The 13,716-nt window shown below is 65.1% G+C and carries 15 protein-coding genes; 5 read left to right on the plus strand and 10 right to left on the minus strand.

Translation table 11 applies throughout. The features are described 5' to 3' along the window. Window positions 1-115: 115 nt before the first annotated feature. Complete coding sequence (locus ABIB99_RS16430; protein WP_354176613.1) at window positions 116-670, minus strand: carboxymuconolactone decarboxylase family protein; 555 nt, start codon at window positions 668-670, stop codon at window positions 116-118. Between the two features lie 72 nt (window positions 671-742). Between ABIB99_RS16430 and ABIB99_RS16435 the strand changes: the two genes are divergently transcribed. Further along, window positions 743-1,069, plus strand: coding sequence for a winged helix-turn-helix transcriptional regulator (locus ABIB99_RS16435; RefSeq protein WP_063985704.1), 327 nt, complete (start codon window positions 743-745; stop codon window positions 1,067-1,069). 187 nt (window positions 1,070-1,256) lie between these two features. Here the strand turns inward: ABIB99_RS16435 and ABIB99_RS16440 are convergent, their stop codons facing one another. The 5 genes from ABIB99_RS16440 to hemH form a co-directional block, all read right to left on the minus strand. Next, on the minus strand, window positions 1,257-1,700 hold the full coding sequence (locus ABIB99_RS16440) for an NfeD family protein (protein ID WP_028148102.1): 444 nt from the start codon (window positions 1,698-1,700) through the stop codon (window positions 1,257-1,259). Between the two features lie 112 nt (window positions 1,701-1,812). Then, window positions 1,813-2,817, minus strand: coding sequence for an SPFH domain-containing protein (locus ABIB99_RS16445; RefSeq protein WP_071909416.1), 1,005 nt, complete (start codon window positions 2,815-2,817; stop codon window positions 1,813-1,815). Window positions 2,818-3,012: 195 nt separating this feature from the next. After that, window positions 3,013-3,570, minus strand: a complete 558-nt coding sequence (locus ABIB99_RS16450) for a hypothetical protein (RefSeq protein WP_354176615.1) — start codon at window positions 3,568-3,570, stop codon at window positions 3,013-3,015. A gap of 76 nt (window positions 3,571-3,646) precedes the next feature. Beyond that, the gene (locus ABIB99_RS16455; protein ID WP_354176616.1) at window positions 3,647-4,624 is read right to left on the minus strand and encodes an ABC transporter substrate-binding protein; all 978 of its coding nucleotides are present in this window, start codon (window positions 4,622-4,624) and stop codon (window positions 3,647-3,649) included. An 11-nt stretch (window positions 4,625-4,635) separates the two neighbouring features. Continuing rightward, on the minus strand, window positions 4,636-5,673 hold the full coding sequence (hemH, locus tag ABIB99_RS16460; protein ID WP_354176617.1) for a ferrochelatase: 1,038 nt from the start codon (window positions 5,671-5,673) through the stop codon (window positions 4,636-4,638). A gap of 82 nt (window positions 5,674-5,755) precedes the next feature. Between hemH and ABIB99_RS16465 the strand changes: the two genes are divergently transcribed. Then, window positions 5,756-6,154 (plus strand): MAPEG family protein, encoded by a 399-nt coding sequence (locus ABIB99_RS16465; protein WP_063985710.1) that lies wholly within the window; start codon window positions 5,756-5,758, stop codon window positions 6,152-6,154. A 7-nt stretch (window positions 6,155-6,161) separates the two neighbouring features. Here the strand turns inward: ABIB99_RS16465 and ABIB99_RS16470 are convergent, their stop codons facing one another. The 4 genes from ABIB99_RS16470 to ABIB99_RS16485 all read right to left on the minus strand — a co-directional run bounded on the left by ABIB99_RS16470 (window position 6,162) and on the right by ABIB99_RS16485 (window position 10,678). Beyond that, on the minus strand, window positions 6,162-6,599 hold the full coding sequence (locus ABIB99_RS16470) for an acyl-CoA thioesterase (RefSeq protein ID WP_354176619.1): 438 nt from the start codon (window positions 6,597-6,599) through the stop codon (window positions 6,162-6,164). A gap of 223 nt (window positions 6,600-6,822) precedes the next feature. Beyond that, the gene (locus ABIB99_RS16475; protein WP_354176621.1) at window positions 6,823-7,968 is read right to left on the minus strand and encodes a nickel/cobalt transporter; all 1,146 of its coding nucleotides are present in this window, start codon (window positions 7,966-7,968) and stop codon (window positions 6,823-6,825) included. After that, window positions 7,959-8,597, minus strand: coding sequence for a DUF1007 family protein (locus tag ABIB99_RS16480; RefSeq protein ID WP_354120758.1), 639 nt, complete (start codon window positions 8,595-8,597; stop codon window positions 7,959-7,961). Before ABIB99_RS16480 ends, ABIB99_RS16475 begins: the two co-directional genes overlap by 10 nt. Beyond that, complete coding sequence (locus tag ABIB99_RS16485) at window positions 8,597-10,678, minus strand: M3 family metallopeptidase (protein WP_354176623.1); 2,082 nt, start codon at window positions 10,676-10,678, stop codon at window positions 8,597-8,599. Before ABIB99_RS16485 ends, ABIB99_RS16480 begins: the two co-directional genes overlap by 1 nt. A 137-nt stretch (window positions 10,679-10,815) precedes the next feature. Here ABIB99_RS16485 and ABIB99_RS16490 point away from each other — a divergent pair, with 137 nt between their 5' ends. The 3 genes from ABIB99_RS16490 (at window position 10,816) to ABIB99_RS16500 (ending at window position 13,608) form a co-directional block, all read left to right on the plus strand. Beyond that, a complete protein-coding gene (locus ABIB99_RS16490) occupies window positions 10,816-11,070 on the plus strand; it encodes a hypothetical protein (RefSeq protein WP_041954176.1) in 255 nt (84 codons plus the stop codon). Between the two features lie 675 nt (window positions 11,071-11,745). Further along, window positions 11,746-12,888 (plus strand): type III PLP-dependent enzyme, encoded by a 1,143-nt coding sequence (locus ABIB99_RS16495; RefSeq protein ID WP_354176625.1) that lies wholly within the window; start codon window positions 11,746-11,748, stop codon window positions 12,886-12,888. Between the two features lie 132 nt (window positions 12,889-13,020). After that, window positions 13,021-13,608, plus strand: a complete 588-nt coding sequence (locus ABIB99_RS16500; protein ID WP_354176626.1) for a GNAT family N-acetyltransferase — start codon at window positions 13,021-13,023, stop codon at window positions 13,606-13,608. The last annotated feature ends 108 nt before the right edge of the window (window positions 13,609-13,716 follow it).

Consider the following 13,716-nt stretch of genomic DNA (forward strand, 5'->3'; position numbering starts at 1 on the left):
CGAGCGTCTCGAAGGGCGAGGCCACCGGCCGGGCCTTCATTTTTCGAGACGCGCGTTCCGCGCTCCTCAGGATGAGGAGCCAAGAGCGGCACTGCTACGCTCGCAATGACGGCGGTTAGACCACCGGAAACCGCGCAGCCTTCTCCTCCAGCGGCAGCTTCAGCCCGTTCGCCAGGTACGACACTGTGCGGTAGAAGCCGCACAGCAGCATGATCTCCAGGATCTGGGCCTCGTCGTAATGCGCCGACAGCGCGGCGAATTTGGCGTCATCCAACGTCGCGCGGTGATGCAGCGCATCGACCGCCGCGATCAGCGCCTGCTCCGCCGGCGACCAGCACGGTGACGTCGCATCGCCCCGCGCGGTCGCATGCACCTCATCTTCGGTGAGCTTCGCCGGCCCGGCGAAGATCGCGACATGCACGCCCCATTCATACTCGCATCCGGTCAGCGCGCAGGTGCGGTCGATCACGATCTCGCGCTGGCGCAATGACAGCGGACCGGGATCGAGCAGGCCGCCGGCGCGGAACTTGTCCCAGGCGCGCGTATGGCCCGCCATCACCCGGAACAGCGCCAGCGGCGGGGCGCCGCGCATGATGCGGTCGAACTGCGCCTGGATCTCCGGGGGATAAGGCGGGACGAGCGGGGCGATACGCGGCGCGGCCTGGGACATCAGCTGTCTCCGTTGCTACAATTATCGTAGCAACACGCTACATTATTTGTAGCACCGCGCAAGAGGGCCGGGATGGCGAAACAGGCAGCATCAGGGAGCCGGACCGTGCGCGGCTCACGCACCGGCCGGCCGATCATGGCGCTGCTCGACCTGCTCGGCCGACGCTGGAGCCTGCGGATCCTGTGGGAATTGCGCGACCAAGCCCTCACCTCCCGCGCGTTGCGCACCGCCTGCGACGAGGCCTCGCCGACGGTGCTGCAAGCGCGGCTGACGGAGCTGCGCGATGCGGGATTCGTGGAGCTGGGCGACGGTGGAGGTTACGGGCTGACAGCGCTTGGGCGCGAGCTGTGCGAGACGTTCATGCCGCTGCACCGGTTTGCGGAGAGGTGGAAGAGGTAGAATCTGGACACAGCCGCGCACTCCAATCTTCCTTCTCCCCCTGTGGGAGAAGGTGGCGCGAAGCGCCGGATGAGGGGTTGCTTCCGCGAATTCAGAAGCAAGAGATTCACTCGCGGAGAGATACCCCTCACCCGTCTCGCCGCTCTGCGGCGAGCCACCCTCCCCCACAAGGGGGGAGGGAAACAAACTACGCCGCGGCCACCGTCAGATTTGCACCGTCAACCTGCACCACCTTCACCCGCGTCCCGGCCGGCGTATCGGGGCCGGCCACGCGCCACACCGTGTCGCCGAGGCGCACGGTGCCGTTGCCGTCGATGATCGGCTTCTCCAGCGTGAACTCGCGGCCGAGCAATGCCTCGCTTCGCTTGTTCAGGAAGGGGCTCGTGCTTGCGTCCAGCTTCGGCCGCGCGAGCCGGCGCCACACCGGCACGGCGGCGGCTGCGAAGATTGCGAACATCACCAGCTGGATCTGCCACGACACGGCGACAGCAAAGGAGATCAGGCCGACCAGCAGCGCGGCGAGCCCGAGCCAGAACAGGAATACGCCCGGCGCCAGCACCTCCAGCGCCATCAGGATGAAACCGAAGATCAGCCAATTCCAGGTGCCGAGCGATACGAACATGTCGGTCATAACACGACCTCTTTATGCTGGCGTATGCCCTGATCGGAAAACCGGTCCCCACTTTTCCGGGGCATGCGCTTTAAATTGCCGCATGCACTTTTCGAAAATGCATGCGCTTTGATTACCCCTGTCGCGGCGGCACCGCCGGCGGCGTGGGGCCGGTCGTCGGCACCGAGCCGCCGCGGCGGGCGGCAGCGGCCGCGGACGCCGCGCTTTCGCCGAACGTTGCCTTGGCGATCTCGCCGATGCCGGCGAGCGAGCCCAGCATACTCATCGCTTCGACCGGAAGCATGATGACCTTCTGGTTCGGCGAGTCGGCCAGTTGCCCGAACGCTTTGATATACTTGTCGGCGATGAAATAGTTCAGCGCGGCGACATCACCCTTGGAAATCGCTTCGCTGACCATCTGCGTCGCCTTGGCCTCGGCCTCCGCGGAACGTTCGCGAGCCTCGGCGTCGCGGAACGCAGCTTCCTTGCGGCCCTCGGCCTGGAGGATCTGGCCCTGCTTGGCGCCCTCGGCGCGCAGGATCTCGGACTGGCGCTGGCCTTCGGCGGCCAGAATGTCGGCGCGCTTGACGCGCTCGGCCTTCATCTGCCGGCCCATGGCTTCGACGAGGTCGGCGGGCGGCACGATGTCCTTGATCTCGATGCGGTTGACCTTGAGGCCCCAGGGCGAGACCGCGGCGTCGACGACGCGAAGCAGGCGCTCGTTGATCTCGTCGCGATGCGACAGCACCTGGTCGAGATCCATCGCGCCCATCACCGAGCGGATGTTGGTCATGGTCAGGACGGTGATGGCCTGGGTCAGGTTGGAGACCTCGTAGCTCGCCTTGGCGGCATCGAACACCTGGTAGAAGGCGACGCCGTCCACCGTCACGGTGGCGTTGTCCTTGGTGATGACCTCCTGCTCGGGAATGTCGATCACCTGCTCCATCATGTTGATCTTGCGTCCGACGCGATCGAAATAGGGCACGATCAGGTTGAGCCCGGGGCTCAGCGTCTGGGTGTATTTGCCGAACCGCTCGATGGTCCAGTCATAGCCCTGCGGCACCGTCTTGACGCCGGCGACCAGCGTGACGATGACGAGCAACACCAGAACAATCGCGAAAACATCGAAACCGCTCATATTTCCTCCAAGGCGGGAAAGCCCTTTCCCGCGCTGTCATTGGTCGGGAACGTGACCTTACCGGTTCAGCGGTCACCATTTACGTCGGCGCGGGGCGACATTTCCACAAGAAGTACGGAGGCGGAACGATCGCCGATAAGTATTGTGAGAAAACCCTTGAAAGGGCACGGAGGCAACCTAGCAACGGCCGGTGTCCTAGTTGGACCATGTAAAATTCACCGGCTTCAGCGCGGCGAGCTCGGGCCGCTCCTTGCGCAGCTTCGCCAGTTGGACGGCCGTCGGCCTTGTCTCGAAGCTGCGTTGCTGCCCCGGAAAGACGGTCGCAACGTAATACAGTCCGGGGGCGTGAAGATCGATCTTGGGCGTATGCACCGGCACGAATCCCATCGACGCGCCATTCGGGAGATAGGTGCCTGGGCGCCCCGTCGTCGTATAGTTTTGCAGCTCAAGCCCAGTCGTTCCGACCGCGACCGGAATCGCAACAAAGCCGTCCGGAGCAAGGCTGATCCCTCGCGCATTGATCGCGGGAAAACCGTTGTGAACGAACTGAAGATAGTTGATCGTCTCGCTGCCGCCGTTTGCGACCAGGACAATGGCCGTATCGCTCTTGACGGCACCGCCGGCCCGCACCGCTTCCGGATACATGGTCGACGCAACGTCCCCGGTCGTGTTGCAGCCAGCGAGTCCGCAGGCCACGACAGCTACAAGCAACAATCCCCGCATGTAATCGCGCCCGCCCCGTTCGAGCCGCATCGCTCGCGGCAACATCCCCACCGTCATTCTGCCCCAGGAATTCCGGAATCACCAGTTGAAGGTAGCGTCGGCGCCCCTATTCAACCACGGTGTTGGCGAGCGCAAGCAGCGAGGGCGACATGGTCAGCCCCAGTGCCCTCGCCGTCTTCAGGTTGATCGCCAGCTCGAACTTGGTGGGGTTCTGGACCGGCAGGTCGGCTGCCTGCGCGCCCTTCAGGATGCGATCGATGTAGTTGGCGGCGCGGCGAAGCTGCTCGGCGCTGTCGGTGCTGTAGGACATCAGCCCGCCCTCATCGACGAAGGTGCGGCTCCAGAACACCGCCGGCACGCGGGCTTCACCGATTGCAGCCAGGAGCTGGGCGCGATTGGCCATGGTGAAGAAGTCAGGCAGCACCAGCAGGCCGCCGTCCTTCCGCGAAGCCAGCGCGGTGATCGAGCCAGCGTCGTGAACCGGCGCGGCCTCGACCGACACGTGAAGCGTCCGTGCGGCATCCTCGATCGTGCGCAGCATCAGGGGCGCGAACGGCGCGGTGGCAGGATTGTAGACGACGAAGACGCGGGACACTTTGGGCGTGACCTGCGTGAGCATCTCCAGCCATTTGCCGGCGAGCGGGCCGTCGTAATCGGTGAAGCCGGTGATGTTGCCGCCGGGATGGGCGAGGTTTTTGACAAACCCCTGGCTGACGGGATCGGTGACGACGGCGAACACGATCGGAATCGCCGTGGTGCGCTGGCGCAGCTCCTCGACCGAGGGCGTGCCGACCGCGAGCAGGATGTCCGGCTTGAGCGTCACGAGTTCGTCGGCGAGGCGCGCGATGCGTGCCCGGTCGCCGGCGCCGCTGCGCCAATCGATCCTGAGGTTGTCGTGCTCCTTCCAGCCATGGGCGGCGAGCGTCTCGACCAGGATCGTGCTGCGGGCCTGCCCGATCGCGTCATCCGCGGCCGTGACCGAGAGCACGCCGAGCCGCCGCGTGGCGTTCGGCTGCTGCGCCAGCACCGAGGCCGGCAGCGCGGCGATCGTCCCAAGAAGCACCAAAGTCTCGCGGCGGTTCATGGGACACGCCATCAGATCCAGCCCTGAAGCTCGCGCAACACCAGGGTGCGGATCACGTCCATGCCGGGATCGCTGTCGTTGAGGCAAGGGATCGCGGAAAACTGCTCGCCGCCATTGTGCTTGAAGATCTCGGCATTCTCCTGCGCGATCTCCTCCAGCGTCTCCAGGCAGTCGGCGGAAAAGCCGGGCGTCACCACCGCGATGCGGCGCACGCCTTCCTTGGCCAGGCGCTCCATGGTCTTGTCGGTGTAGGGCTGGAGCCACTCGTCATTGCCGAAGCGCGACTGGAAGGTCAGCAGCAGTTTCGTCTCGTCCATGCCGAGCCGGCGGCGCAGCGCATCCGTCGTGGCGATGCAGTGGGACTGATAGGGATCGCCCTTGTCGACATAGGATTTCGGCATGCCGTGGAAGGACGCCACGATCAGCTCCGGCGTGAACGGCAGCGTCGCCAGATGCGTCTCGATCGAGATCGCGAGCGCCTCGATATAGGCCTCGTCCTCGTAATAAGGCGGCGTCACCCGCAGCGTCGGCTGGTTACGCAAGCGGGCGAGCACGCGGAACACTTCGTCGCAGACCGTCGCCGAGGTCGAGGCGGAATATTGCGGATAGAGCGGCACGGCGAGGATGCGGTCGCACCCCTTCGCGATCAGCGCATCGATGCCGGACTTGATCGAGGGATTGCCGTAGCGCATCGCCCAGTCCACGACGACGTGGTCGCTGTCAGACAGTGCGGCCGCAATCTTGTCGCTCTGCGAGCGCGTGATGGTCTTCAGCGGCGACTCGTTCCGCTCATTGTTCCAGATCTTCTGATAGTCCAGCGCCTTGGTGCGGGGACGGCTGCGCAAGATGATGCCGTTGAGCACGAACTGCCAGACCAGCCCCTGGTCCTCGATGACGCGGGCATCCGAGAGGAACTCCTTGAGATAGACCCGCACGCCGGGCGCATCGGCCGTATCGGGCGTGCCGAGATTGACCAGGAGCACGCCGACGCGCCGCAGGCTGGACCGGACGGCGGGCTTTTGCGCTGCGATGGGGGCAATTGTCGTCATGATCAGTTGCGTCGCGCGTTGCTCCGAACTTGTCAAGATGAGGTCGATTTCGCTAGGGTCGCGCCCAAGCGGGGAGGGGCTGATGACACTCGCGGAATTCTGCGTATTGGGAGCGCTGCTGCTTTATCTGGCGACGATCGTCTCGATCAAATGGACGCGGTTTCGCATCTTCGACAATTCCCGGCCGCGCGACCCCGCCTTCTTCGAGGATGCGCTGGCGCAGCGCGCGCTTGGTGCCCACCAGAACGGCATCGAGACCTTTCCGTTCTTCGCCTTCGCGGTGCTGCTTGCCGAATTCCGGGATTCGCCGCAGCGGCTGATCGACGAGCTCGCCGTGCTGTTCCTGATCGTGCGGATCGCCTACGTGCTGACCTATCTCGGCAACCGCCCGACGCTGCGCTCCATCCTCTGGAGCATCGGTTTTGCGATCAATCTCGGGATCTTCTTCATGCCGGCGCTGAAGCGGTTCTTGCCGGTTTGAGGCGGCCTCACTCCGACAGTTGACGCTCCCGCGTCGCGATCAGCGCGCGCATCGATGCCGGGATCGTGACCGGACGATGGGTTTCCTGGTTGGTGTAGACCCACACGATCTCGCCGGTCACCAGCGCATCCGTGCCATCCTTCAGGAAGATGGCGAGCTCGAAGACGAGGCTCGAATTGCCGATCCGCGCGACGCGCGCGCCGACGTCGAGCTCCCAGTCGAAGCGGACAGGTGCCTTGTATTCGATCAGCGATTTGACGACGTGGAAATCGATGCCGCTCGCCTGCGCGTCCGCATATTGGTCAAAGCCCAGCGCGCGGAAATATTCGGTGATGGTGGTGTCGAAATAGGTGAGATAATGCGCGTTGAAGACGACGCCCTGCCCGTCGATCTCGGAATAACGCACCCGAAACGGATGAAAGAACCAGAAATTTTCGCGCGACATTGAATCCCCCGACCGTTCTTGTTGATTGATCGATTGAATAGCCGACCGGAGAGAGTTCGGAAAGCCGCCGCTCTCGTGTCCCGGACGCGGAGCAGCGCCCTTGCGCTGCTCCGCAGAGCCGGGACCCAGAAGGCTACACGTTAATTTACGGAGAGATGGGCCCCGGCTCAGCAGCGCACCGTCGAAGGGACGCTGCGCTGCGTCCGGGGCAGGAGAGCTGGGCCTAGAAACACGTCGTCCGTTCGGCGGCGATGTAGCCGAACAGCAGGCCCGCGCCGAACAGCAGCACGAGGCCGGCGGCGCCGAATTCGATGCCGCGCATGAACAGCGCACCGCCGCCGTCGCGCCCGGCGCTGAGGCGGGCGGCGATGTCCTTGGCGGAGACGGCGACGACGGCGATGGCCGCGACCGTAATGGCGGTGCCGAGCCCCATCAGCAAGGTCGCGGCGATGCCGGCCCAGAACAGGCCCTGCGCAAGCGCGAACACCAGCACCAGGATCGCGCCCGAGCAGGGCCGGATGCCGACGGTCAGGATCGCAGCGAACCCGCGCCTCCAGCCGCCGGGACCGGCAAGCTCGCTCGGCGTGGGACCGTGGGAATGGCCGCAATGCTCGTCATGGACGTGGTCGTGCCCGTGGTGGTGATGGGCGTGGGCGTGGGCGTGACCATGGTCGTGATGATGGTGATCATGACCGTGATCGTGGTCATGATGATCATGGACATCATGGTGATGGCCGTGATCATGATGGTCATGCGGCACGCCGGCGATCGCCGGCACCGGCTGGACCGCCTGCAGCGCGCGGATGAACGTGCGGCCCTTGACCCAGACCAGCCGCAGGCCGAACAGCGCGATCAGGCCGTAGCTCGCGATCTCGATTGCGCCTTCCGCCTTGCACATGGTCTTGGCGGTCGCGTTCAGCACCCAGGCCGAGATGCCGACGATCAGGATCGCCACCAGCGACTGCATCAGCGCCGAGGCAAACGACAGCGCGATGCCGCGCCGCGCGGTCTCGCGGTTGGCGACGAGATAGGAGGCGATCACCGCCTTGCCGTGGCCGGGGCCGGCGGCGTGGAAGATGCCATAGGCAAAGGAGATGAAGAGCAGCGTCCACACCGCCGAGCCGTCGGACTTGGCGGCGCGGATGGTCGCCGACATCTGGCGATAGAATTCCGACTGCTTTGCCAACAGCCAGCCGATGACGCCGCTGGCCTCCGGCTCGGCCGCCTGCGCCGCGCGCGGTGCGCCGAACGGATTTTGCGCGAGGAGATCGTGAAGCGCGGCGTCCGCCACGCTCACAACAAGGAGCACGGCCGCACAGGCCAGAAGCCCGCGCACAAGCGGGGAACGAAGACGACCGATCAAGGGCAATCCACCGTGATCTTGTTGGCGAACATCATGCCGAAATTCGAGTTCTCACCGTTCAGGAAGGTCTGCTCGTTGAGCTTCTGCGCGGTGGCGGAGCCGTCGCTGGGCCGATCGAGCTTCATCTGGCAGCCGGCGGGCGCGCCGACCAGCTTGACCGGATTGTCCTTGGCCATCTGGAAGTCGATGAAATAGGAGCGGTCGAACACTTCGAGCACCAGCTGCTTGGGCTTGACCGGGTTCTTCAGCGGCAGCGTGAAGTGCAGGGTCAGCACGGTATCCTTGTAGTCGAGGAAGTAGTCGACCGGCTCGTTAAAACGCTCCTTCTTGCCGTCGCCTCGCGCGAAGGTGAAGTAGGCGTATTCCTTCAGCGACTCGACATTGGTCTGCGCCAGCGGCCCCAGCTCCTCGCGCGTATAGGCGCCCTTGGTCTTGCTCTCGAGCCCCTGCAGGGCATAGGCCGAGAACATGTCATCAAAGGTCCAGGCGTGGCGGACGCCGGTGATCGAGCCGTCGGCGGCGTAGAGCAGCTCGCTGGTCGCGGTGATCCAGACATGCGGATGCGCTCTCGCCGCGCCCGCTGCGAACGTCATCGCAGCGGCGAGCAACAGGCCGAACAGGGCACGCATGCCCATCAGGCCGCCTTCGCGCCATCGAGCAGGCCGCGCCGGCGCAGCAGCGCGTCGGGCTCCGGCGGACGGCCGCGGAAGGCCTCATAGGCGGCCTCGGGATCGACCGATCCGCCCGAGGAGTAGATGTCGTCGTGCAGGCGTTTTGCCACCGCAGGATCGAAGATGTCGCCGGCTTCCTCGAAGGCGCCGAAGGCGTCGGCGTCCATCACCTCCGACCACATGTAGCTGTAGTAACCGGAGGCATAATGGTCGCCGGAGAAGATGTGGCCGAACTGTGTGGGCCGGTGGCGCAGCGAGATCTCCTCGGGCATGCCGATCTTCTCAAGCTCCTTCTTCTCGAAGGCGCGAACATCCTGCGCGGCGGAAGCCGGCTGGGTGTGGAATTCGAGATCGACCAGCGCCGAGGAGACGAACTCGACCGTGGCAAAGCCCTGGTTGAACTTTCGTGCGGCGAGGAAGCGCTGGAGCAGGTCGTCCGGCAGCGGCTCGCCGGTCTGGTAGTGGCGGGCGAACTGCTGCAGCACCTCGGGCCGCTCCTGCCAGTGCTCGTAGAGCTGGGAGGGCAGCTCGACGAAGTCGGTGAACACGGCGGTGCCCGACAGTGACGGATAGGTCACATTGGAGAGCATGCCGTGCAGGCCGTGGCCGAACTCATGGAACAGGGTCCGGGCATCGTCGGGCGACAGCAGCGAGGGCTCGCCGTTCGCGCCCTTGGCGAAGTTGCAGACATTGATGACGAGCGGCGCGATCTCGCCGTCGAGCTTCTGCTGGTCGCGCAGCGAGGTCATCCAGGCGCCGGAGCGCTTCGACGGCCGGGCATAGTAGTCGCCGTAGAACAGCGCCTTGTGCTTGCCGTCCGGCCCCTTTACCTCCCAGACCCTTACATCCGGGTGCCAGGCCGGCACGTCCTTGCGCTCCTCGAAGGTGATGCCGAACAGGCGGGTGGCGCAGTCGAAGGCGGCGGCGATCATGTGATCGAGCGTAAGATACGGCTTGATCGCGGCGTCGTCGAAATTGGCGCGCTGGAGGCGGAGTTTTTCGGCATAGAAGCGCCAGTCCCAGGGCGCGAGCTTGAAATTGCCGCCCTCTTCCGTGATCAGCGCCTGCATCTCGTCGCGGTCGGAGAGCGCACGCGCACGCGCCGGCTTCCAGACCCGCTCCAGCAGGCCGCGCACCGCATCCGGCGTCTTGGCCATGGAATCCTCGAGCCGGTAGGCGGCGAAGGTCGGATAGCCCAGAAGCTTGGCGCTCTCCTCGCGCAGTTGCAGGATCTCGACGATGGTGCCGTTGTTGTCGTTGGCATTGCCGTTGTCGCCGCGCGCCGTGAAGGCCTTGTAGACCTTCTCGCGCAGGTCGCGGCGGGCCGAGCTCTTCAGGAACGGCTCGGTCGAGGAGCGCGACAGCGTGACGATGGCCTTGCCGTCCATGCCGCGCTCTTCCGCCGCAGCCTTGGCGGCTGCGACGAAGCTCTCCGGCAGGCCCTCGCGGTCGGCCTCCCCCAACTCCATGAACCACTCCTGCTCGTCGCCAAGCAGGTGGTGGCTAAAGCCGGTGCCGAGTTGGGCGAGCTTCTCGTTGATCTCCGCCATCCGCGCCTTGGCCTCTTCGGAGAGGCCGGCGCCGGAACGGTGGAAGCGGGTGTAGGTGCGCTCCAGCAGGCGGAGCTGCTCGGGCGAAAGACCAAGACCGGCGCGGTTCTCGTGCAGATGGGCGATGCGACCAAACAGCACGGCGTTCATCATGATCGGATTCCAGTGCCGCGCCATCCGCAAGGAGACCTCCTTGTCGATCTCCAGGATGGCCGGGTTGGAATGCGCCGAGACGAGGTCGTAGAAGACCGCCGCGACCTTGGTGAGGAGCTTGCCGGAGCGCTCCAGCGCCGTGATGGTGTTGGCGAAGTCGGCGGCCGCCGGATCGTTGGTGATCGCCGCGATCTCGGCGGAGTGATCGGCGAAGGCCTGCTCGAAGGCCGGCAGAAAGTGCTCGGGCTTGACCTCGTCGAAGGGCGGGGTCGCAAACGGCGTCACCCAGGCCTTCAGCAGCGGGTTGGTCTCGGGGTCCGTGGTTTGGCGGGGGTCTGACATCGCAAGTCCCGGTTTTTGTGGCTCGATTGTTGGGGTCAGCTATAGCACGCGATGGGGCTTTTTTGGGCCATTTGCCCTTGCTCCCGGCCGCCTTTTCGGGGAGATTGCGGCCCTCGAAGCTACGGACCCCAAAGCTCATGAACGCGCCTGCCTCATCTTCCCGTCAGATCGTCTGGCCAAGCGTCATCACTGTCGTCAGCGCGGCCATCCTGATCGGCGCCGAGGTGTTCGGCGCCGCGTTCGCCGGCGGCTGGGCGCTCGCGATCCTGTTCGGGCTCGGTGATCAGGGCACGCACATCCTGCAGGCTGTGCTGTTCGCGCTCGGCGTGCTCGTGATGACCGCGTTCATCCGCGCGGCTCAGCGCGTCGAGCCGTTCACGAAGCGCCGCTGACGCTTCCTCGCGCGCGCAAGACGCGCGCACGGCTGAGAAAACTTAACGCGCGTTCATCTTCCGCGTCGCTCGCGCAACACTGCGCAAGCAGATGTTAGGCAATTCTGTCCTCAGCCTAAAAAAATTCTTGCGAAGCTGAGTCAAAACGCTTATGTGCGCTCTTGCCCAATTTCGCACGTGCCTGTGGTCGTGTGTCAGTCGGTAGGTATCCGGACAAGAGGCCGGACAGCCGCCAAGGGGTGAAGAAGCCGAGGGGCTCTTCGGAAGTGCGGAAGTCGCGAGACCGAAAGGTCGGACGAGGAAGCAAACCCGGAGCGTCCAGCATCTCTCTCAAAGAGATGCCATGTCGAAGGTGACTTCACTTTTTGCAACCGTGACTGGCAGCCGGAGGCGAACCGGCGCACCCCGCTCTCAACGGGGGACGCGACTTAAAGCAACGACGGATCGGGCTTTTTTGGTCTCTACCGGCAGTCCAACGCCGGCGCGGGCTACTGAAAAGGCTTGTCCTTCATTGCCAGGTGTGCGGGCGGGAACAATCCCAACCAATCCACGGCAGCACAGTCTGGTTTGAGTCTTTGGCTCGTCGCGCCTCCATCGCGCGATCTGGCCGGAGCGCTCTTATCCGACGTCATTTTTTGAACGGATCCCCGTCGCTGGGCCGTTTGGGAGAGTGCTATGACCGAACGTATTCAGGAATTCCTGCGCACCCGCCGCAGCGAGGGCCGGGACACCGAGCCTTGCCTCGTCGTCGACCTCGAGGTCGTGCGCGACAATTACCAGACCTTTGCCAAGGCGCTGCCCGACAGCCGCGTGTTCTATGCCGTCAAGGCGAACCCGGCGCCGGAAGTGCTCTCGCTGCTGGCGTCCATGGGCTCCTGCTTCGACACCGCGACGGTCGCCGAGATCGAAATGGCGCTGGCCGCGGGTGCGACGCCCGACCGCATCTCCTTCGGCAACACGATCAAGAAGGAGCGCGACATCGCGCGCGCCTTCGCGCTCGGCATCCGGCTGTTCGCGGTCGACTGCGTTCCTGAGGTCGAGAAGGTCGCCCGTGCCGCTCCCGGCGCGAAGGTGTTCTGCCGCATCCTCTATGACTGCGCCGGCGCCGAATGGCCGCTGTCGCGCAAGTTCGGCTGCGACCCGGAAATGGCTGTCGACGTGCTCGACGTTGCCAAGCGCCTGGGCCTGGAGCCGTGCGGCATCTCCTTCCATGTCGGCTCGCAGCAGCGCAAGGTGAAGGCGTGGGACCGTGCGCTGGCGATGGCCTCGCAGGTGTTCCGCGACTGCGCCGAGCGCGGCATCAACCTCTCCATGGTCAACATGGGCGGCGGCTTCCCGACCAAGTACCTGAAGGACGTGCCGCCGGTGGTCACCTACGGCCGCTCGATCTTCCGCGCGCTGCGCAAGCACTTCGGCAACCAGATTCCGGAGACCATCATCGAGCCGGGTCGCGGCATGGTGGGCAATGCCGGCATCATCGAATCCGAAGTCGTGCTCATCTCGAAGAAGAGCGACGAGGACGAGGTGCGCTGGGTATACCTGGACATCGGCAAGTTCGGCGGTCTCGCCGAGACGATGGACGAGTCGATCCGCTACGCCATCCGCACCCCGCATGACGGCGCGGACATGACCCCGTGTGTGCTCGCCGGCCCGACCTGCGACAGCGCCGACGTGCTGTACGAGAAGAGCCCGTATCCGCTTCCCGTCACGCTCGAGATCGGCGACAAGCTGCTGATCGAAGGCACCGGGGCCTATACGTCGACCTACTCGGCGGTGGCGTTCAACGGCATCCCGCCGCTGAAGACCTACCACATCTAAACAGCCTCTCTTTTCCGAGGCCTGACGAACCCGGGAGCCGGCTTGCCGGCTCCTTCCCTGACATTGCCATTCTGACGACGCCTTGGACCGGCGTGCCGCGCGCACGTCGGCTCAAGCGGGGACTGACGCGCCATGACTGCTTTTCGGAAGCCACAAGTCGCCCTCACTTCGAAAGCCGCTCCGTTCGCGATCCGTGCGGAACGTGCTGCCGACGTCGCCGCCCGTGAAGCGCTGCTGGATGCAAGCTTTGGCGAGAACCGCCATGATCGCACCTGCCAGCGCCTGCGCGACGGACGTGCACCTGCCGCAGGCCTTGCCCTGTCGGCTGTGCGCGAGAGGACACTCGTGGGAACCGTGCGGCTGTGGCACGTCAGCGCCGGAGGCAGACCCGCTTTGGTCCTCGGACCGCTGGCGGTGGACCCTGCCTTCCGCGAGCTCGGGATCGGCGCCGCGCTGATGCATCAAGCGCTGGCCGCCGCCCGGGCACGCGGGCATGCCGCCGTGATCCTGCTCGGCGATGCCCCCTACTACGCCCGCTTCGGCTTCTCACCCGAGAAGACCGGCGCATTGATGCTGCCCGGCCCGTTCGAGCGCGATCGCCTGCTGGCGATCGAATTCCAGGCCGGTGCGCTGGATGGCGTTGAGGGGATGATCGTCCCGACCGGCGCGGCCCTGCCCAAACGGAGGGTAGTTCGCGCCCTCCAGGCGCACGCGGCCTAAGGGATTGCCATGATGGCGACGACTTAAGCCGCATTCCGCGGCGACGCCCGCGCGTGCCCATTCCTTTAGGGTTGCGCGAGCCTGAGAAACGCCCTTTAACCCGCCAAA

The sequence above is a fragment of the Bradyrhizobium sp. LA6.1 genome, assembly GCF_040547805.1.
GTDB classification, from domain to species: domain Bacteria; phylum Pseudomonadota; class Alphaproteobacteria; order Rhizobiales; family Xanthobacteraceae; genus Bradyrhizobium; species Bradyrhizobium barranii.

What these genes read in the sequence shown, in the direction of transcription:
- ABIB99_RS16430 (WP_354176613.1), bottom strand. Translation starts at nt 670, where the DNA reads ATGTCCCAGGCCGCGCCGCGTATCGCCCCGCTCGTCCCGCCTTATCCC.
- ABIB99_RS16435 (WP_063985704.1), top strand. Translation starts at nt 743, where the DNA reads ATGGCGAAACAGGCAGCATCAGGGAGCCGGACCGTGCGCGGCTCACGC.
- ABIB99_RS16440 (WP_028148102.1), bottom strand. Translation starts at nt 1,700, where the DNA reads ATGACCGACATGTTCGTATCGCTCGGCACCTGGAATTGGCTGATCTTC.
- ABIB99_RS16445 (WP_071909416.1), bottom strand. Translation starts at nt 2,817, where the DNA reads ATGAGCGGTTTCGATGTTTTCGCGATTGTTCTGGTGTTGCTCGTCATC.
- ABIB99_RS16450 (WP_354176615.1), bottom strand. Translation starts at nt 3,570, where the DNA reads ATGCGGCTCGAACGGGGCGGGCGCGATTACATGCGGGGATTGTTGCTT.
- ABIB99_RS16455 (WP_354176616.1), bottom strand. Translation starts at nt 4,624, where the DNA reads ATGAACCGCCGCGAGACTTTGGTGCTTCTTGGGACGATCGCCGCGCTG.
- hemH (WP_354176617.1), bottom strand. Translation starts at nt 5,673, where the DNA reads ATGACGACAATTGCCCCCATCGCAGCGCAAAAGCCCGCCGTCCGGTCC.
- ABIB99_RS16465 (WP_063985710.1), top strand. Translation starts at nt 5,756, where the DNA reads ATGACACTCGCGGAATTCTGCGTATTGGGAGCGCTGCTGCTTTATCTG.
- ABIB99_RS16470 (WP_354176619.1), bottom strand. Translation starts at nt 6,599, where the DNA reads ATGTCGCGCGAAAATTTCTGGTTCTTTCATCCGTTTCGGGTGCGTTAT.
- ABIB99_RS16480 (WP_354120758.1), bottom strand. Translation starts at nt 8,597, where the DNA reads ATGGGCATGCGTGCCCTGTTCGGCCTGTTGCTCGCCGCTGCGATGACG.
- ABIB99_RS16485 (WP_354176623.1), bottom strand. Translation starts at nt 10,678, where the DNA reads ATGTCAGACCCCCGCCAAACCACGGACCCCGAGACCAACCCGCTGCTG.
- ABIB99_RS16490 (WP_041954176.1), top strand. Translation starts at nt 10,816, where the DNA reads ATGAACGCGCCTGCCTCATCTTCCCGTCAGATCGTCTGGCCAAGCGTC.
- ABIB99_RS16495 (WP_354176625.1), top strand. Translation starts at nt 11,746, where the DNA reads ATGACCGAACGTATTCAGGAATTCCTGCGCACCCGCCGCAGCGAGGGC.
- ABIB99_RS16500 (WP_354176626.1), top strand. Translation starts at nt 13,021, where the DNA reads ATGACTGCTTTTCGGAAGCCACAAGTCGCCCTCACTTCGAAAGCCGCT.